Below are 17,750 nucleotides of genomic sequence, written 5' to 3'. Positions count from 1 at the left end.
TCAGCAGTGCGGGTCGCTCGCACGTCCATTGAGGAAGTACGAGGTGATGATGTTGTCGTTTCCTTGCCCGACGGGAATGATCGTGTCGTAGGCGCGAACCACCTCACCATCGTTGTTCTGACGCACACAGAGATATCCGTGGTAGGTATCTTTGTTGTCAGCCGGAGTGATCTTGGTGGATGGTGAGATGAGGTTTTCAGCAGTGATGGTCTCCATGAAAGAGTCCCACGTTCCGGGCTGAGCGTACTTCGCCCGAACGTTCTCCCAATCCTGGCCATGACCCTTGTTGATGTGACGAAGACCGAACGTGGCCTGCGTGCCGCACCGGAGATGTGCCACAGAGCTGGTGCCAGGTTTCCGGTCCCAATTCTTCAGCGGAGTGTCTGCCTTGGCACCGGTGCCGCAGTTGGGCGACACAAGGAAGCTTGAACCGATGGTGCTCGTGTTCGCATCGACCCCGGGGACATAGACGGTGTAGCCGCCAGCGTTGGCATCGACGTCCGCGGCGTTTGCAGGAAGCGCGATGCCTGCCACCGCAACTGCGGCGGCAAGGGCACCGAGAAGAGCGAGACGGCGTGAACGACGGATCATGACCTCCCCTTTCAGTACTGATGAGTCGGGAACAGCGTGCACCCGTATTCGCCTTCCATGGGTAAACGATCGGTGATGATCACGTGATGTTCCACTCAGGTCCAGTCGTTCGAGTCGGTGCTGAACCACCACCGCTTCGCGGCGAGCCGGGATGACATGGCGCGGTAGATGCGCAGCCCTGCATTCACGTTGACTCCCCGCGCGTAGCAAAGCAGCCTCAATGCTCCCGGGGATTCCCAGCCCTTCCGCCGTTATCGATACCCCAGCCGCACGTTCGGCAATGCCATGCCTTGGTGCCAAACAATGCAGATGCATCTGTTGAAAACTGGTGTGCCGCCGGGCGGAAAAATGGTATAGAAATGTGCGACAAAAGGGTGCCGATTTGGCTCGAGAGTTGTAGAATAGAAGCATGCAACGGGGGAGGGGCCCCCAGTGCGTCACAATCTTTCGGAAGGTGATTTCGATGAGCATCACGGTTTACACCAAGTCTGGTTTCTGCGGCATGTGCCTGGCCACCGAGCGTGCCCTCGACTCTGCCGGTATCGAGTACACCGAGGCGATCCTCGACGACGTCGACCAGGCACAGATCGACGAGTGGAAGACCACCCTTGGAATGCACGCCCCGATCGTCGTCACCGACACGGAGACCGGCTCATGGAGCGGGTTCCGCCCCGACAAGATCGGCGAGCTCGCCACCGTCTGCACCTCGATCACGGCCGCGTGATGACGATGACACTCGAACGGGCTGATCAGCGCCGATTCACTTTTGCGCGCGACATCGCGGCCCCAACGACCAGCGCCGAGCCGGTAGCTGATGTGTTCGCGTCACCCGCAAACCTCGATGAACTCGCTGCACCACCGGCCGACCACCGCGAGGTCGAGATCCCGATGGGAGAGTTCACCGAGCGAGAGTGGGCGATCTTCCGGCAAGGGCAGCGGTGGGGGTACGAGTCCCGCCAAGCGGAGGTCGACGCGGCTTGGAATGCCTTCAATGCCGCTGACTTCGACGCCGACCGGTACTACCGTGCCGCCTACGACCACGACAACCACGACTGCGCCATCCACGCGAACAAGGGCCGATACCAAGGCGCCGCAACTAGGCTCCTGCACTGGGTCGACGACACCGATTGCGATCCCCACGAGCCTTGACCAGGGCTTCATGATCGGAACCGGACTATGCCACGACCGAGCTCGCCGCATCCGGCGCTCGGCAAGAACGAGCGTGAAGTTGAGCGCGGCCCGCAGCGTGCTCACGCAGCCCCGACACCAGGTGCCAAAACCGAGATACTGACATAATCTATATTATCGGCTAGCCCTAGCCGGGGCTCATATCCGGGCTAAGCCCGCGGCTAAGTTACGAGCCGTAGCCACGGCAGCCGCGCCCACCCGTTCGACGCGCTGCGACTCAGCGGGCTCTAACGCGCAGAGTCGGTTAACCACAGCGAGATCTCCGGGAGCGCGGTTACACCTCGTGCGTGATCATGGCATCAGAGACCGGATGCCTCGACTCTCTAGTAGCGCATTGCGCAGGTGGGATGTGCCGCCCGGCGGACGACATACCCCACCTGCGTGGCGTTCCGAGCGCGCTATCTCGCCGCCCGTGCGACGATGCGATCGTGCTGCTTGTCGGTGGGCACGCTCTCTGCAACCCAGCCGTCGATCTGGTCCTTGATCCACTGCGACAAGATCGCTGATTCCAGCTTCTTCACGCAGTGCACGTCGACCAAGTTCTCGCCCGGCTCCAGACCGTCTTGCGGGTCCGTCGGATGCGCCGGAATGTTCGGGCACAACCAGACGCCGGCGACGCGCAGCGCCATGATCGTTTGCGGGTTAGCGATCGCGGCGACTGCGGCGCTGGCGGCTGCACGAAGTGCCGAGCGAATTGCAGCGCGGACAACGGCGGGCACCTCATCGCCGAGCAGAGGGATCGCGGCTTCGAGGACGAGGTCCCCGATTCGGTCGCCGACGACTTCGGTCACTTTCTCCGTGCCGATGTCGTGGATCTGCAGCACACCCGCGATCAGTGCACAGAACACATGCTCCTCGGCGAACCAGTCCGACACGCGCCGCTTAGTGTCTTCCGGCCATTCGTCCTCGTCGTCGGCGCCGAGGTTCATTATGTGGTCCGCGATGGACTCTGCGAGCGAACTCGTTGAAGCGCTCACAACCGACCGCAGCACTTTGACCGCGCCGAGCGGGTCGTCGCCAGTCCACGCGTCAATGAGCCCTTCAGTGACACGTGCGCCGACGAAGTCGCTTATTGCGATTTGCCATGGCTCCTGGTTCGCGTCCGGCTCGCCCGCCGCCGGGGCGAGCCGGTTCGCCTTCTGGCGCGCCTTCACGGCGAGGCTCGAAGCGCGCCGGGCACGTTCTACAGGTTCCGTTTCGTTCAAAGCGGCGAGGCGGGTGGAGTGCGGCACGCCGTGGAGCTCCCGACGGCAGCCCACGGAATTCTTCATCCCGCACTGACACTTGTCCTTCGGGGTGAGTACCGAGCGTGCACAGTGCGCGTCGTGTGTCACGAGTTCACCGCCTCCGGCTGCGCCGCGCGTGCGAGCTCCGGGTGCAGGTCCCCCGGTGTCCCGTGCTCGGTCTCCTGCTCACCTGCGCCCTGCGAGCTGGTCAGCCGCGCATGTTCCGAATGGGTGTCGACGACCTCGCGGTTGGTGTCGAGGGGCTTCGCCCGCGGTACCTGACGTACGGCAACGCCGATCCGCGCCGCCACTTCATGACGGGTGACGCCGGTGGCGAGCATCCGTGCGATCACCGACGTAGCCTTCTCCCGTTCGCCTACGACGCGCTCAGCTGCGCGCGCACGAATCTTTGCGACTTCCTGCTCCGCGGCCACCTCGATGGCATCTACCGCGTCGCTGGCGACGAAGTACTCGACGGCGAGCTCTTCGAGCTGGTCCTGTCGCCGGCGGAACTCGGCCGCACGCTTGGCGGCACGCTCACGCGCGGCCTTCCGGGCCGCGGCCTGCGTCGTTGACTTCCGGTTCTCTGCCATATCGATCCCTCCCGATCGTGCTTGGCCGCTCACGCGACCTAACGGCTACTGCACCGGCCGCGAGCGGCCGGAAGCGGGCCGGCGTGCGCCGGGCCGTGTTCATCCGAGCCACAGCCGTACCCGGCTCTGGCTCGGATGCTGCCTTCGACGCACTCCCAACCAGATGTAACGACTTCCCTCGTTCCTCAGTCGTCGAAGCATCAGGTCTTCGTGGTCTCAACCAGCATCCGCGCTCACTATAGCTCGCGTGCTAGTTCCCCTCATCCTTCGGTCCACTAGCTGTCACACCATTGGCATTATGAATGACTTGGGTACCCTTGCCGTATGTTCGCCACCGCAGACCGTCCCGCTCTGGGGGTCCGCTGATGACGATGAGCCTGCACGTGCTGTCCACGGGGGACGGCTACACGTACTACACGTCCGAGGTTGCGACCGGCGACGTCCGCCGGGCGCAGGGCCGCGAGATCGGCGACTACTACACCGTCGAGGGGAATCCTCCGGGGCAGTGGATCGGCGGCGGCATTGGCCTCCTCGGCATGTCCGGTGAGGTCACCGAGGAGCAGATGAAGGCCCTCTTCGGCGAGGGCCTCCACCCCAACGCGGAGGCCATGATCGCCGCGTCGATGGAGGCCGGGAAGAGCTACGAGGACGCGGAGAAGGACGCCCGGCTCGGTCGGGCCCCGCACCGCATGTCGGCGTCGTCGACGAAGCTCGCCGCCGCGATCAAGGAGGCCGAGGACCGCTTCGAGCGCACCCGCCACCGTGAGCCGGACGCGTCGGAACGCTCGCAGCTGCGCACCGCTGTCGGTGCCCAGGCGTTCCGCGACGCGAACGGCCGGCCGCCTGCGGACGGTGAGGAACTGGGGAAGTTCATCACCGCCGCGACCCGGTCGGACCGGAACACCGTCTCCGGGATCGACCTGACGTTCTCCCCGCCGAAGTCCGTATCGATCGCGTGGGCCGCGGCGATCGCCCAGGACGACCACGTGACCGCGCGGCTGATTGAGCAGGCGCAGGAGCGCGCCATTGCGGACTCGATCGCGTGGCTGGAGGAGAACGCGATCGCCACCCGCGCCGGCGTGAACGGTGTCCGCCAGCTCGACGTCGACGGCGGCCTGATCGCGACGAAGTTCCGCCACCACGACTCCCGCTCCGGGGACCCGCAACTCCACGACCACGTGGTCGTCGCGAACCGGGTCCTTGGCTCGGACGGGAAGTGGCGGACGCTGGATTCGAAGCTGCTGCACCGGCAGGCGATGGCCGCCGCAGCGATCCACAACCGTGCCGTCATGGACTACGTCTGCGAGCTCACCGGCGCCACCACCCGCGCCCGTGTCCTCCGCGCCGGCGACCCGCCCGTGGTCGAGCTTGCCGGTGTCAGCGACGACCTCATCGCCGAATCGTCCACCCGTTCCCGTGACTCACGGAAGGTCGCCGCGGACCTCGAGCGGGACTACCGACGCGACCACGGACGCTCCCCGGACCGCGCCACCCGACGGAAGATCGCCCAACAGGCGGTCCTCGCGACCCGGCCGAAGAAGGAGCACATCCGCCCCGTCGCTGAGGTGGCAAAGACCTGGTTCACCGCCGCCCGCAAGAGCACCCGACGTCAAGAGCTCGAGGTCGGCGCGCTCCTCGGACGAGGGCTCAGCTCCGATCCGGACACTCCGTTCGACCCGGAGGACGCCGCACGGACGATCCTCGCGAAGGTGTCCGAGGATCGATCCACGTGGGGCGTCAACAACGTCCAGATCGCCGCCGAGCAGTGGGTGAACGAGCATCGCGGGATGCCGGGCTTGGACAGTAAGACCGGCGCCGCGGTCATCACGAAGACCGTCATCGACGGCCACTCCATCCGCCTCACCCCGCCGCCGGCGCACGGCACGTTCCAGCCGGTCGCGATGCGCGACGGATCCTCCCCGTACGTGTCCAAGGGCGCCGTGGTGTTCTCATCGCAGGCCGTGTTCGACGCCGAGCGGATCATCCTCGACGCCGCGAAGGACCACACCCTCGGCCCCGTCCGCGCCGACACGTTCGCCGCTGCGAAGGCGGAGCACGGTGCCCACCTCGACGCCGGACAGGCCGCTCTCGCCGCCGCGTTCGCGTGCGACCCGGTGCGGGTCATGGTCGGTGTCGGCCCCGCCGGCACCGGGAAGACGACCGCACTGAAGGTCGCCGCCCGTGCGATCGAAGCCGAGGGCGGCCGCATTATCGGGCTGACTCCATCCGCCGCGGCAGCCGCGGTCATGTCCGACGCCGTCGGCATCAAGGCCGTCACCCTCGACAAGTTCCTCGTCGGCACCACCCTTGAGCAGCTGCTCGAGGCGAAGTCGATCACCGGCGACATCGACCTCCGCCGCGGCGACGTGATCGTGGTCGACGAAGCCGGCATGGCCGGCACCGTGAACCTCGCCAAGGTGGTGCGCATCGCGGAACTCACCGGCGCGCACGTGCGGTTCATCGGCGACGACAAGCAGCTCGACGCCGTCGCCTCAGGCGGGATGCTCCGCCTCCTCGAGCACGAAGTCGGCGCAACCTACCTCGACGAGCTCCACCGGTTCAGCAACCCCGATGAAGCGGCCGCGACCCTCCTCCTGCGTGACCCGACGGTCAAGGACCCGTGGGCGTGGCACCTCGCCAACCAACGGGTCGTCGGTGGCGACGCGGACAAGATGGCCGACCACGTCTTCAACGGCTGGCAGCAGGACATCGACCAGGGGCTCGACGCACTCATGGCCGCCCCCACCCGTGCGCAGATCGCCGAGCTCAACGCCCGCGCGCAGGCGTACCGGTTCACCACCGGCGAGGTCCACGGTCGCCGCAGCGCAGCCCTCATGGACGGCTTCGACGCGCACGTCGGCGACCGGATCGTGACTCGGAAGAACGACTACAAGCAGCGCATGCACCGCGGCCGGGAGTTCGTGAAGAACGGCGACCGGTGGACCGTGAAGCGTGTCCACGACGACGGCTCCCTCGACGTCGTGCACGCCGGCCACGGCGGCAAGCTCCGCCTGCCCGCCGACTACGTCAATCAGCACACCCAGCTCGGCTACGCCCGCACCACCCACGGTGAGCAGGGCAACACCGGCGACACCATGTGGCAGATGGTCGACGCCTCCACGTCCCGGAACGCCGCCTACGTCGGCGGCACCCGCGGCCGCCACCGCAACACCTTTGCCGTCATCACCGAACCCGGCCAGGACATGCGCGACGTCCTGACGAAGATCGCCGGGAACGTCGACCCGAACCTCACCGCCCACGAAAGCTTGCGCATCGCCCAGCGCGACGCGGACCGCATCGTCACGCTCGCCGACCAGTACGCGGACCTCACCCAGCAGGCCGACCGGATCCGGTTCACCGCGGCCGCGGAACAGGCCCTCGGCGTCGACGTCACCAACAGGCTCGGCGGTGAGGACACCTGGGGTGTCACCGTCGCCGCGATGCGCCGCGCCGAGCGGGCAGGCCTCGACCCCGCCGACGTGTTCTACCGGGCATGGGCCGAACGTCCCGTCGACGACGTCGACAACGTCCCAGCCGCACTCGGCGCGCGCATCACCGCGCTCACGAAGCAGTGGGAGCACGAACACCCACAGCCTGATGTCGAACCCACCGTCCCGACATGGATCGCCGACACGGCACCCATCCGCTCGCCCCACCTCCCGCAGGCATGGCGGGACGAGCTCCAGGAACGCCACGACCACCTCCGCGCCCGTCTCACGGAGCGCGGTGAAGCGATCGCCGCCGAGCAGCCCGCATGGGCAGCGCAGCTCGGCTCCGTGCCCGCCGAGCCCGATCGGCGAGCGGCGTGGGTGCGGCTCGCCGCGGAAGTCGACACCTTCCGCGACCGCCACAACGTCCTTCTCGAGGAGCACAACGCAATCCCCGCCGTCCGCCGCGGCGAGGGCGTCGGGAAGGACCTGCAGGAGCGAATCGTGGCAGCCCACAAGTCGCAGGTCCTCCGCGAACAAGCCGCGGACCGGAAGGATCGCCTCGCCGCGATCCGTGGCCGCGACTCCGACGCTGCCCGCCGCCGTCGCGAGGCGTGGGAGCAGGCCCACGGCCGCCAGGTGTCGACCGGACGTCCGAAGGACGCCGGCAGCGGACGAGACCTGCCGTCGGTGCCGACGCGCGACAACGAGCGCGAACGCTGAGTCGACATACCTGGACCCAGCACTTGAGGCAGACTGCTCAGATGAACGCGTCGCGCTCGAAGCCGAAGGGGACTGGGCTCCACGGGCGGGGTCGGTGGCGTCGAGCCTTTCCAGGAACGCCGGCTCACGTGCACGCGAACCTTCGGGATTTTGAGAAGCGCCTTGCGGCATACCGAGGCGCAAGCGAGCCGGCCCGGGCCGAAGCCCGGGCCGTCCTGCGGAGACGCGCTGCGGAGTACGGCAGCTCCTTGCCGGGGGCGGTCCTCGGCGCGGGGCTCGCAGCGCTTGTGGCCCTCATCAGTCTCATCGGCACGTACACGATCTTCCTCATGCAATCCGGCGTTGGTGCTGCGCGCGATGCCCAAGTGCGAGCCGACGCCCTGAACGACGCTGGCAAGCTCGACGAAGCAAAAACATCGCTCAGTGCAACACTGCGAGGCATGGAGGGCCTGCTGAACACCGGCGGTGAACTTCTTGTTCAGATCGGCGTAGCCGTCCTCGCTGGGGTCTTCACCGCCTGGATCATCGCTCGCGATCACGCCGCGTCCCAAGCCATCGCGACTGCTTGGCTCGAGGCGTACCTAGAAGTCGAGAAGGCCCCTACTGAACCCCCTTCTCAGCGGCGATGGCTGCGCGGATAATCGCCGTTATGTCAGAGTCCACATACGCGCACCCCAAGCGGCTTGGATCGGCCTACTTTCCCTCGGCGGGGTCCGTCGAACCGCATCCGCAGTGCCGGTAGCTCGCGTGAAGACGAATGGCTGCAGCACGTACGTCGGCCGACGGATGGGTTGATTGGAAGAACAGCGCCGACGGTGACAGCTCGGTGCTCGGGTCCAGCCCCTCCAGCGCCAACCAGGCATCACCAGCGCGATGCGCAGCCTCGATGTCGCAGCGAAGCTCCAAACGTTGAAGAAGTTGACGGTGCACCAGCCCAGAAGTCGGAAGGAACGCGCCCGCCCCAAACGACGCGCACACCACGTGCACGAGCAGGACGTTCGTCTGTGGGGCGGCTGCGATCGCCAGGAAAAGACTGCCCAGCAGCAAACCGCCCGCCGCCCCCAGCGCTGCAGCAAGAACCCCGAACGCACCGACGTACCGCTGCCACCGCGGCACACCGAGCCGGATATGCGCAAGCTCGTGAGCAAGGGTGCCCCGAAGCACGCGCGGATCGGGGTACTCGACCGTGCTGATCGCAACCTCGATCAGGCGGACCTCTGGCGCCGTGTGCGCCGATCCCGGGGGATCATCCGAAGCCGACACGACCACTTGGAAACCTTCCACACCCATCTCCCCCGCGACGAGCAAGGCCACTTCCTCCGCGCGGCGCTGTGCACGTCCGAGCCTCGTTGACCGATCGGTCGCTCTGCCCGACTTCATCACGTCATCCACACCCACGGCCGGCACTGTAGCCGGGCAACAGACGACGCCACCTCGGTCTTTCGGCCTTGCCGGCGGCAGCGCCGAGAAACCCGAGATGCGCTTAACCTGCATGTTGACTCGGAGGCGGCGCGCCCTACGATGCTGAGATCACTTCAGCAAAGGACCAGCATGCGTCTCGCTCAGGCTCAGCTCACGAACTATCGATCGATCCGCGACAGCACGCTGTTCCAGATCGAGCGTGACAAGACGATCCTCGTCGGCGTCAACGAAGCGGGAAAGACGGCAGTCCTGCGTGCGCTGCAGTCGATCAACCCATCGCCAGATACCCCGAAGCTCGACTACTTGCGTGACTACCCGCGCGCTGAGCTGAACGAGATTCAGACCGGCAGACTTGCGCCCAGCGCGCTGCCTGTGGCGGAAGTACGCTTCGACCTCGAGGATGCAGACCGGCGTGCGGCGGCCGAGTTCGCACCGGTAGCCGACGACGCGTTCATCACTGTTTACCGGTATCTCGATGGCTCCCGCACTTGGACGGTCCACGGCCTCGGGCAAAAGCTTTCGATGAAGGCGGTCGCGAAGGACCTCGTTCGTATGCGCGCGTACTTGGCTACGCAAAGCGCCCCGCAGACGCTTCTGGACGAGATCGACGTACTCACTGCAGTGGACTCCGGTGCGGATCTGAACGCGCACGCCGCCGCGGTGACGGCCATGCTGAACACCGCGCTACCGCTCATCCCCGAAGGCTCGCCAGAGAGCGAGCGCTGGGACCGCCTCGAAGCTGCCGCGGAGGAGGCGAGAGGGTGGCAAAAGGCCACCGGTGCGATCTGGTCGCGGCTGCCACTGCTGGTCTACTACTCCACCTACTTCACTGTGCGTCCGCGAATCGATCTGGAGTCCCTTGCCGCCCGGCAGGAAAGAGGCGACATCGATTCCGAGTACGACTTCGGGAACCTGAGCCTGTTGAAGTTCCTTGGGTTCACAGCGCGCGAGCTCTCGGAGCTCGGCTCGGGTGCCCCGGTAAAGCCTTCCAGTTACGAAACCAACGCCGATGTTCGGAAGCAGCACGACGAGGCACTGACCGAGCACCAGCGCGAGCTCGATGACCGGCAGTACCGACTCAACGCGGCCGGTGTGAAGCTCACGCAGGACATTCGCCGCGTGTGGGGCGACGACAACGTGCAGCTGCGCATCGTTGCTGACGGCCAGTACCTCAAGGTCATGGTCGTCGACGACCTTGGCGTCGAGGTTGAACTCGACCAGCGCAGTGAGGGCTTCCGGTGGATTGTCTCCTTCTTCGTCGTCTTCAGAGCCCAGGCCGCCGACGATCTCGCGGGAGCGATTTTGCTCCTCGATGAGCCAGGGCTGAGCCTGCACGCCCTGAAGCAACAGGAGTTTCGGAAGACCGTCTCCCTCCTTGGCGTCGATAACCAGATCATCTACACGACCCACTCCCCCTTCATGGTCGGTTCAGACGAACTCGATCTGGTTCGGATCGTTGAGATGTCCAGCCGCGAAGCCGGTACGAAGGTCCACACGCGCCTCCAGGTCGATGACCCCCGGTCGATCTACCCGCTACAAGCAGCGCTCGGCTACGAGCTCGCGCAGCACATGTTCGCGCAGAAGAAGAATCTTGTATGCGAGGGCGTTACGGACATGTTCTACCTCAACGCCCTCAACGAGGCTGCCGGAGAAGCAGGAAAGCCGACTTTCCGCAACAGTCCCGCCATCATCCCCGCGGGCACGGCGAGCAAGGTGGCGTATTTCTGCACCATCTACGCCGGCCAGAACCTCAGCGTCGCTGCACTGCTCGACTCCGACACTGCTGGCGATCAGGCCGCCACCCAGGACGCCCTCGTTGCACTGCTACCCAAGAGAGCCGTGCTCCGCGCAGGTGACTTCATCGATGGTGTCAGTCACGGCGCAGAAACTGAGGACCTCCTCCGCGAGACCCTCCTCTCCCTGGCGAAGGAGCTTGGCTGGGACAGCATCAGCACGGCAGCTGCACAGCCACATCGGCCCGTCATGGACATCCTCACCTCCGAGCACAAGAACGTGTCGAAATGGAAGCTCGCCAAAGCGCTCACACTCCACCTCCGCGACGACGGCTTTGACGCGCTCACGGCCGCCGAGCAAGGTGCGTGGGAGAAGCTCGTCGCCGCCGTCAACAAGGCGCTGTGAGATCGAAGCCCACGGCCCTGCACACTGAATTCGGACGCGCGGTCCCGCACAGCTACCGGAACCTAGCGATCTGTCTTCCCGCGCGGGACAATAGAACTCTCGGAAGGAGGAACCGATGGAATCACGCGTCCTGTACCAGGACATCAAGCCCTACGACGTCCCCGCATCCCTCGGTGCCCTTCAGGGACCCTCCACAGGCGTGCTGACGCTCCCGCTGGACGTGTACTGGGGTCCCGACCCGGATGCCGACCTCGACACGCTCTCGGGCGTGACGAAGGCGTACCAGGCGATCCTTCGCGAGGGGGCTTCGGCCGTGCAGGAGACGCTGCTGAACCGCGACGTGTTGCTGCGCACGTGGGATGAGCTGCTCCTGCCCGTTCGCGTTCGGTCCCTCTGGGAGTCCCGGTTCCCGGAGCTCACCGCGTGAGCGACGACCGCGATCTCCAGTTCGAAGTAGCGCAGACGATCCTCCGCGGCGCCGATCAGCACGGGTTCGTGCTCGCCGGGTCGGGAGCGATCCGTGAGCACGGCATCGTGGACCGGCTCACCCGCGACGTCGATCTGTTCACCAACCGCTACGACGCAGCCGAGTTCGACCGTGCCGTCACCGAGGCCAGCACCGTCCTCGCGGACGCCGGCTACGTCGTGGAAGAGCGTCGACGGGCGGAGTACTTCGCACATCTGAACGTCACCGCGACGGATGGCCGCCAGGTCGACGTCGACTTCGCCTACGACTGGCGCGGCGCCGAACCCGCCCGGCTGCAGGTGGGCCCGGTGCTATCGGTGGACGACGCCGTGGCGTCCAAGACCAACGCTGTGTACACGCGCCTCGAGGCGCGTGACTTCATCGACCTCGACGCGATCCGGTCCTCCGGTCGGTACACCGACGAGGAGCTGCTGCGACTCGTCGCGGACCGTGACGACGGATTCGACCGGGCGATGTTCGCCCAGCAGCTGCAGCAGGTCGACCGGATCCGTGATGACCGGTTTGCCGCATACGGGCTCGACAGCGACGCCGCGGCGGCCATGCGGGCACGCACCACGCGGTGGGCGGCGGAGCTTGCCGCGGGTGGCGAGTCGTCAGCGCCGACGTCGCTGCCGGCCGCAACGCGGACAACGACGCTCGCTGCGATCCGTGGCCACCGTGAGCCCGAGGTGCAGGCACGCCGGGACTCGTGGGAGCAGGCCCACGGACGACCGATGCGATCCGGCACCGGATCGTCGACGCCGCCGCGTGATGTGCCCCCGTCGCCACCCCCAAGTCGTGAGGTCGATCGAGACCGCTGACTCAGGGTGGCGCTACTGTGCTGGCGGCCTTGCCGGCGTGATCGCGTTGATGCGGTCGCGGTCCTCGTCGTAGAGGTGGCCGCGCTGCATGCTGCAGTCCCGGAACGGTCCGGTCGCTGCGTCGAACAGCACTGCGCGGTGCGGGTCCCAGTGCCGGATCCACCAATCGGACAGCGCGGCCATGTTGCCGTTCTCGTCTTCCTGTTCTGCCTCCGCGGCGATGTGCGCGGTCCAGAGCGCCTGCAGCCGGTCGACGACCTCGGGGTGTTTCCACCATTCCGGGCACCAGGTCGCCCGCTGCGCGGATCCGGTGACCTCCACCCGTGCGAACCGTTCCTGCACCCAGTCGTAGAACATCGACTGGAACGGGCTCCCGCTTTCCGTCGGCGCCTCGGTATCGACCTCGTCCGCCTGGTCGACGTCGGTGTGCGCGGTCTCGATGTCAGACATTCAGGGCCTTCTTCCCGGCGTTGATGCGTCGGCGGAGGCGGAGGTTTCGGAACCACGGTTTCGTGCGGATCAGGATCGGGTCGACGCCGCTGGCGAAGACGACTGCTCGCCACTTCCGGAGGGATCCCAGTGCCCCGGCGGTGAGGATGGGCCGGAACCGGGTGGCACCGGTGGTGCTGTCGGTGACCTCTTCGTACTCACCGATGAGTGCGGAGAGCTCCTGCAGGCGCGGCTGGTCGACCACTCCCCCGCCGAAGACGCGGATCGGGGCGGCGGACCAGATCGCTTCCCACCCCTCCTTCCCGTATGCGGCGATCGCCTGTGCCGGGGACTGGAAGTACGTGTTCATCACGATCCCGAGGGAGCCGTAGTACGAGTAGACCTCCGGCAGCTCGGGCCACTTCACGACGTTTGCGCACTCGTCGAGCTCGTTCACGAGCGGCACTCGCAGCCGTCCGCCGTTGGCGTGCGCCTGCTGCTCGGCGGCCTTGCAGACCGCACGGACGAGTGCGGTCACGAACGCGGCCGCGGATCCGCCTTTCTTCGACAGCAGCACCAGGGTGTCCTTGCCTTGCGCCAGGGTGGCCGGGTCGAACTGTCGGATGCCTGGCGTTGGCACCGTCCACGCCATCATCGCTTCGTTCGACAGGGCACCTGCCATGCGCTGCGCGGTGGCGTACATGCCGGAACGGGTCTTCTCCGTCCACTCGGCGAACCCGTCGAGTGTCGCTGCGAGCCCGACGACGTCGTGCTTGCGGAGGATGTCGGCGACCGTGGTCACCTTCTCCCGGGTCAACCACTCGTACACGTCCCGCAGCTGCCGCCGCTCCAGGGCCGCAGCGAGGAAGCAGCCGGCGAGCATCTTCCGGCCCGACTCGTCGAACTGCGCGTCCCCGCCCCGGTCGGATGCTCTCCGCGTCGATGCCTCGAAGATCTCGGCGAGCTCGTACGCGTCATCGTCGGTGTGGATGTCAGCGAGCAGGTCGAAGGTGAAGTCCGGGGTCGACGAGCGGCGCACGACCTGGTTCGGGTCGAGGACGTAGCACTCGCCGGCGCCGTGGCGGGCGGCGAGGATCTCGCGGATACCGTCCGGCTTGTTCGAGGTCACCATGACGCCGCCGGGGGCGACGGCGCAGTGCGGGACGACCTCGGAGGTGGTCTTCCCGCGTCGGGTGCCGTGCAGGTGCACGCCGGCGTCCTCCCACGACTGGAACACCTTGTGCCGGCCGCGCGTCGCGACCGAACCGATCGGCAGGCCGGGGCCGATGTCTGGTTCGTCCTCGTGCAGGTCGTTGCGGGCCTGCTCGAGGCGGGCCTTCTCCAGCAGGGCCTTGTACTCGGACGGCGGCGCCATCCGCTGGACGGTCTGCCGCTCCTCGCGGCGGATTCGGCCGACCCGTCCCACGACGATCGCCGCCGTTACGACGGCGGCGACGACGACAATCAGGATCGGGACCGCGGCTCCGGGCACGCGCGCACCGTCGAAGAGCTGCCCGACGAGCTGCACGGAGTTCCAGGAGTAGTCCGTCCCTGTCGGGGTGATCACGGCGCCGACGTGGATGCTGAGGTACGCCGCGACCAGCACGACGATGAATAGCAGCGCCGTTTCGAACGTCGACCGAATCTCGCTCATCGACCGAGCCCTCGTTCTGGCGTCGGCGCCGACACCACATCCGCAGTCGCCGCGGCCGACGGCGTCCCCGCCACACGCATGCTGCGACCGTTCCCGCGCTCCCACGCCTCTCGGCGCCGCTGTGCGTCATCGCCGGTGCGCTCGCCTTCCTCGCGGCGGGCGTCCCGCCACCCCTGGATCCGTTCGCGCACGCCGCCGCGTTCCGCTCCCGACTCTGCCGCGATGGCGCTCTGCGCCCGTGCGGCGCGGACTGTGTTGTCCCGTTCGATCTGTGGCAGCGCCTGCTTCGCGCGCTGCAGGTCCGGGTCGAGATACCGCATCTCCGCCTCGGCGGGGTCGCCAGCGTGCACGGAGGGTGCACGAGTCACTTCCTTGGCCCGGCTGTCGATGACCTCGAGCTGCTGGTCGACCGCGGGATCGAGCTCGGACCACCGACCCGCGATCCCCGCTGCTTCCACCAGTGCCCGCTCCATGTTCTGCGACAGCGGTTCGTTCAGGAGTTCCTCGTAGAAGAACGTCACGTCCGGCAGCTCCCGCAGCACGGTCGTCGTGATCCTGTCGAGGTCGTCGTAGGTCGAGACCTTGTCCGCGAGGACACTCACGCCGATTTCGGCGCGTGTGGCGTCGTCCGCGGCGGCGTAGGCGAGGCCGGTCTGGAGTCGGTCGCCGTATCCCTTGAGGTACGCCTGCTCCATCCGCTCCATCCGCTCCTGCAGCGCCAGCTGGTCAGCGGTGGCCTCCGCCTGCAGGGCGTCAGGATCGAGCGAGCCCATCTCAGCGAGGGCCGAGCGGATGCGCGTCGCTTCCGCGGCCGACTGGCCGATCTCCTCGGCGGTCGGTTCGGTGGATTCCCACCGGGCGCCGTCTTCGTCGTTGACGTACTCGGTCCCGTACCCGAGGCCCATCTGCTGCTGCAGCGTGGCCGCGAACATCGGGTCGCCGAGCACTGCGTTGAGATCTCCGCCGTGCTGCAGCACGAGCGTCGTCCCGAACGGTGCGGGAACGTCCGGTTCCGCGCCGGCCGCCCCACGGTAGGCGGCGTCGACGCGGCGCGACTGCTCCGCGAGGACAGCTCGTGCAGCTTCCGCGCGACGTGCGAGCGACTCGGCATCGATGCCGCGCACCCCGAGGGTGAGGGCATCTGCGTAGGAGGCGCGAAGCGCCTGGTCCAGGTTCATCGGTTCTTCGGCCACGATCTGTGTCCTTCGTCGTCGGTTCAGTGGGTGGCGGCCGCGGTGGCGCCGTCGTCGGTGTCGGTCCAGCTCCGGTAGTCGGGGTAGCCGTCCGCTTCGGGGCCGTACCAGTGGTGCTCGAGGTCCCCGGTCCGGGTGTCTGGGTGCCGGTAGAGGGTGGCCACGCACTGCACAGTGCTGGTTGTGCCGGCGCCATCGAGGGGGGTGGCGAGTGTCGCTGTGCAGGGCACGTCGACGTTGTCCTCATCCGTCCAGGTCAGCGGGCCGTCCGGACCTGTCGCCGTGTGGTGTGGGTCGGATCGGGGTGGGGTGTGCACGTCGCAGCGGTACAGCGCCCCGTCGTGCTCGTACCGGGACTGGCAGCGTGCGCCGCCGGCACCGTGCAGGGCGGGCCGTTCCGGGCCGAGGACGATGTCCTCTTCGACCATGACGAGGCCGCTGGTGGCGTCTTCGTACGCGTCGACGAGACGGTCCAGGGTCGGGGTGAGGTCCGCGGTACTGCCGTCATGCCGTTCGGCCATGAGTTCGGGGGCGTACTGCGTGATCCGATATGCCCACTCCCCCATCCGGGACGTCCGGAAGTCCAGGTACGCGTCCCGCGCGCGATCCCAGAAGGGGTGACCGGCGACGGCCCGGTGGACGGCTTCCACCCCGCTCGAGCCGCTGTCGGCTTTGGCCTGAAGGCGGTCGAAGAAGTCACTGTGGAGCCGGCGGTAGATCTGTTCGAGCGTGCCGGTACCGGTGATGCGCTGGGTGAGGCGTTCGGCAGTGATCTTCGGGAGGCCGTCGACGCGGTCGGCGTCGTAGCCGGCGGCGCGGAGCAGCGTCGGGGTTGCGGTGTGGATGAGCCAGTTCGCGGCTGCAGCGCGGTCGCTCTGCCACCACCACAGCTTCACCGGCAGGCCGGTGGTCGTGCTGATCCATCCGCGGCCGCGGCAGGTGTCGCAGCCAGCCTGGTGGGAAGAGTCACCTTCGATGACCGTGCAGTACTCGCACGGAATGATCCACGGGTCCGCGTCGAACATGTCGAGGATGAACACCCACCGGACGGTGTCGCTGGGCTCCTCCTTCCCGGTGGCGATCGGGAGCGTCACATCGGGCGTCGACGCGGTGAAGATGCTCATGCGACGTTCTCCGTCGATGCGCCGGCGTCCATGGTGCCGGGGTCAGCGAGGAGTTCGGGGAGGTCAGCAGCGTCGGCGTCCTTGTTGTCGATCCACCAGCGGGCACGGTCGATCGGCCGGGCGGGGACGAGGACCTGATCCTCGAAGTCGGCGTCGCTGAGTTCGCCCTCTTGGACGAGCGCTTCGTAGGCGCCGCGGATCAGCTCCGCGCGGATCCGGAGCGCCCACGGCACCTGCTTCTCCGTGCCGACCAGGTCGATCGGCAGGCCGTCGCGTTCGGCGTCCTCGCGGATCTGCTCGGCTTCCTTCGCGTGCCGGGCGTCGCGCTCAGCGTCGGACTCGTCGGACCCGTTCTGCTTCTTGAAGCAGCGACTGCACATCAGGTGCTCGCCGAACCACTTCGCGGACGAGGCGCGCTTGCCGGCGGGCTTGTCGGACAGGTCACGGTTCTCGGTGTGCCCGCACGTGTACTGCACGGGCCAGATCGTCTTGACAGCCATGATGGGTTCTCCTTCGGTTCAGCGGATGGACGTCGACGTCGTCTGACGCCGGGTCCGGTTTCGGTCTGCGACGAGCTGCTGGATGCGGGATAGGGACAGGCCGGACGCTTCGGCGGCGGCTTCTCGGCCGACCGCGATCGCGGCGGCCGCGATGGCGTCGTCGCGGGCTTGCCGGGCCTGCTGGTACGCCTCGACCGCGCGGCGCACCTGGTCGATCGGGTCGGTGGTCCGGTCGGTGGTGGAGGTCATCGGG

17 protein-coding genes are annotated in these 17,750 nt (G+C 67.2%); 7 read left to right on the top strand and 10 right to left on the bottom strand.

Annotation, left to right across the window (positions count from 1 at the left end; translation table 11 throughout):
• Nucleotides 1-591: a hypothetical protein gene (locus HQQ79_RS18080; RefSeq protein ID WP_173036177.1), complete on the bottom strand. Its 591-nt coding sequence runs from the start codon at nt 589-591 to the stop codon at nt 1-3.
• A 463-nt stretch (nt 592-1,054) separates the two neighbouring features.
• On the opposite strand from HQQ79_RS18080, the gene HQQ79_RS18075 reads away from it, so the two are divergent.
• Both HQQ79_RS18075 and HQQ79_RS18070 read left to right on the top strand, forming a co-directional pair.
• Nucleotides 1,055-1,315 carry a glutaredoxin domain-containing protein gene (locus tag HQQ79_RS18075; protein ID WP_173036175.1) on the top strand — a complete coding sequence of 87 codons (261 nt, stop codon included), beginning with the start codon at nt 1,055-1,057 and terminating at the stop codon, nt 1,313-1,315.
• Nucleotides 1,315-1,740, top strand: a complete 426-nt coding sequence (locus HQQ79_RS18070) for a hypothetical protein (RefSeq protein WP_173036173.1) — start codon at nt 1,315-1,317, stop codon at nt 1,738-1,740. The genes HQQ79_RS18075 and HQQ79_RS18070 overlap by 1 nt, the downstream gene beginning before the upstream one ends.
• 437 nt (nt 1,741-2,177) lie before the next feature.
• Here HQQ79_RS18070 and HQQ79_RS18065 read toward each other — a convergent pair whose 3' ends face one another.
• Both HQQ79_RS18065 and HQQ79_RS18060 read right to left on the bottom strand, forming a co-directional pair.
• Nucleotides 2,178-3,050 (bottom strand): hypothetical protein, encoded by an 873-nt coding sequence (locus HQQ79_RS18065; RefSeq protein ID WP_173036171.1) that lies wholly within the window; start codon nt 3,048-3,050, stop codon nt 2,178-2,180.
• A 59-nt stretch (nt 3,051-3,109) separates the two neighbouring features.
• Nucleotides 3,110-3,598 carry a hypothetical protein gene (locus HQQ79_RS18060; protein WP_173036169.1) on the bottom strand — a complete coding sequence of 163 codons (489 nt, stop codon included), beginning with the start codon at nt 3,596-3,598 and terminating at the stop codon, nt 3,110-3,112.
• 365 nt (nt 3,599-3,963) lie between these two features.
• Between HQQ79_RS18060 and mobF the strand changes: the two genes are divergently transcribed.
• Both mobF and HQQ79_RS18050 read left to right on the top strand, forming a co-directional pair.
• On the top strand, nt 3,964-7,749 hold the full coding sequence (gene mobF, locus HQQ79_RS18055; protein WP_173036167.1) for a MobF family relaxase: 3,786 nt from the start codon (nt 3,964-3,966) through the stop codon (nt 7,747-7,749).
• 128 nt (nt 7,750-7,877) lie between these two features.
• A complete protein-coding gene (locus tag HQQ79_RS18050; RefSeq protein ID WP_173036165.1) occupies nt 7,878-8,390 on the top strand; it encodes a hypothetical protein in 513 nt (170 codons plus the stop codon).
• A 52-nt stretch (nt 8,391-8,442) separates the two neighbouring features.
• On the opposite strand, the gene HQQ79_RS18045 is transcribed toward HQQ79_RS18050, so the two are convergent.
• Nucleotides 8,443-9,147, bottom strand: a complete 705-nt coding sequence (locus HQQ79_RS18045; protein WP_173036163.1) for a hypothetical protein — start codon at nt 9,145-9,147, stop codon at nt 8,443-8,445.
• Nucleotides 9,148-9,300: 153 nt separating this feature from the next.
• Between HQQ79_RS18045 and HQQ79_RS18040 the strand changes: the two genes are divergently transcribed.
• The 3 genes from HQQ79_RS18040 (at nt 9,301) to HQQ79_RS18030 (ending at nt 12,597) form a co-directional block, all read left to right on the top strand.
• Complete coding sequence (locus tag HQQ79_RS18040) at nt 9,301-11,310, top strand: AAA family ATPase (RefSeq protein ID WP_173036161.1); 2,010 nt, start codon at nt 9,301-9,303, stop codon at nt 11,308-11,310.
• A gap of 115 nt (nt 11,311-11,425) precedes the next feature.
• Nucleotides 11,426-11,737: a transcriptional regulator gene (locus HQQ79_RS18035; protein WP_173036159.1), complete on the top strand. Its 312-nt coding sequence runs from the start codon at nt 11,426-11,428 to the stop codon at nt 11,735-11,737.
• A complete protein-coding gene (locus tag HQQ79_RS18030) occupies nt 11,734-12,597 on the top strand; it encodes a nucleotidyl transferase AbiEii/AbiGii toxin family protein (protein ID WP_173036158.1) in 864 nt (287 codons plus the stop codon). Before HQQ79_RS18035 ends, HQQ79_RS18030 begins: the two co-directional genes overlap by 4 nt.
• A gap of 12 nt (nt 12,598-12,609) precedes the next feature.
• On the opposite strand, the gene HQQ79_RS18025 is transcribed toward HQQ79_RS18030, so the two are convergent.
• Genes HQQ79_RS18025 through HQQ79_RS18000 form a run of 6 tightly spaced genes read right to left on the bottom strand, consistent with a single transcriptional unit; the run spans nt 12,610 to nt 17,746 of the window.
• Nucleotides 12,610-13,047 carry a DUF4913 domain-containing protein gene (locus HQQ79_RS18025; RefSeq protein ID WP_173036155.1) on the bottom strand — a complete coding sequence of 146 codons (438 nt, stop codon included), beginning with the start codon at nt 13,045-13,047 and terminating at the stop codon, nt 12,610-12,612.
• A complete protein-coding gene (locus HQQ79_RS18020; protein ID WP_173036153.1) occupies nt 13,040-14,680 on the bottom strand; it encodes a type IV secretory system conjugative DNA transfer family protein in 1,641 nt (546 codons plus the stop codon). The genes HQQ79_RS18025 and HQQ79_RS18020 overlap by 8 nt, the downstream gene beginning before the upstream one ends.
• A complete protein-coding gene (locus HQQ79_RS18015; RefSeq protein WP_173036151.1) occupies nt 14,677-15,873 on the bottom strand; it encodes a hypothetical protein in 1,197 nt (398 codons plus the stop codon). The genes HQQ79_RS18020 and HQQ79_RS18015 overlap by 4 nt, the downstream gene beginning before the upstream one ends.
• Nucleotides 15,874-15,896: 23 nt before the next feature.
• A complete protein-coding gene (locus HQQ79_RS18010) occupies nt 15,897-16,997 on the bottom strand; it encodes a hypothetical protein (RefSeq protein ID WP_173036149.1) in 1,101 nt (366 codons plus the stop codon).
• Nucleotides 16,994-17,497, bottom strand: coding sequence for a hypothetical protein (locus tag HQQ79_RS18005; RefSeq protein ID WP_173036148.1), 504 nt, complete (start codon nt 17,495-17,497; stop codon nt 16,994-16,996). Before HQQ79_RS18005 ends, HQQ79_RS18010 begins: the two co-directional genes overlap by 4 nt.
• 18 nt (nt 17,498-17,515) lie before the next feature.
• A complete protein-coding gene (locus tag HQQ79_RS18000) occupies nt 17,516-17,746 on the bottom strand; it encodes a hypothetical protein (RefSeq protein WP_173036146.1) in 231 nt (76 codons plus the stop codon).
• Between the last annotated feature and the right edge of the window lie 4 nt (nt 17,747-17,750).

It is taken from the genome of Curtobacterium sp. VKM Ac-2852 (genome assembly GCF_013205045.1).
In the GTDB taxonomy this organism is placed as follows: Bacteria; Actinomycetota; Actinomycetes; order Actinomycetales; family Microbacteriaceae; genus Curtobacterium; species Curtobacterium flaccumfaciens.
The sequence above is the reverse complement of the archived record's forward strand: the minus strand, read 5'-3'. Positions and strand labels throughout refer to the sequence as shown.

Coding starts and splice junctions, on each gene's coding strand:
- HQQ79_RS18080 (WP_173036177.1), bottom strand. CDS start 591: ATGATCCGTCGTTCACGCCGTCTCGCTCTTCTCGGTGCCCTTGCCGCC.
- HQQ79_RS18075 (WP_173036175.1), top strand. CDS start 1,055: ATGAGCATCACGGTTTACACCAAGTCTGGTTTCTGCGGCATGTGCCTG.
- HQQ79_RS18070 (WP_173036173.1), top strand. CDS start 1,315: ATGACGATGACACTCGAACGGGCTGATCAGCGCCGATTCACTTTTGCG.
- HQQ79_RS18065 (WP_173036171.1), bottom strand. CDS start 3,050: ATGAAGAATTCCGTGGGCTGCCGTCGGGAGCTCCACGGCGTGCCGCAC.
- HQQ79_RS18060 (WP_173036169.1), bottom strand. CDS start 3,598: ATGGCAGAGAACCGGAAGTCAACGACGCAGGCCGCGGCCCGGAAGGCC.
- mobF (WP_173036167.1), top strand. CDS start 3,964: ATGACGATGAGCCTGCACGTGCTGTCCACGGGGGACGGCTACACGTAC.
- HQQ79_RS18040 (WP_173036161.1), top strand. CDS start 9,301: ATGCGTCTCGCTCAGGCTCAGCTCACGAACTATCGATCGATCCGCGAC.
- HQQ79_RS18035 (WP_173036159.1), top strand. CDS start 11,426: ATGGAATCACGCGTCCTGTACCAGGACATCAAGCCCTACGACGTCCCC.
- HQQ79_RS18025 (WP_173036155.1), bottom strand. CDS start 13,047: ATGTCTGACATCGAGACCGCGCACACCGACGTCGACCAGGCGGACGAG.
- HQQ79_RS18020 (WP_173036153.1), bottom strand. CDS start 14,680: ATGAGCGAGATTCGGTCGACGTTCGAAACGGCGCTGCTATTCATCGTC.
- HQQ79_RS18010 (WP_173036149.1), bottom strand. CDS start 16,997: ATGAGCATCTTCACCGCGTCGACGCCCGATGTGACGCTCCCGATCGCC.
- HQQ79_RS18005 (WP_173036148.1), bottom strand. CDS start 17,497: ATGGCTGTCAAGACGATCTGGCCCGTGCAGTACACGTGCGGGCACACC.
- HQQ79_RS18000 (WP_173036146.1), bottom strand. CDS start 17,746: ATGACCTCCACCACCGACCGGACCACCGACCCGATCGACCAGGTGCGC.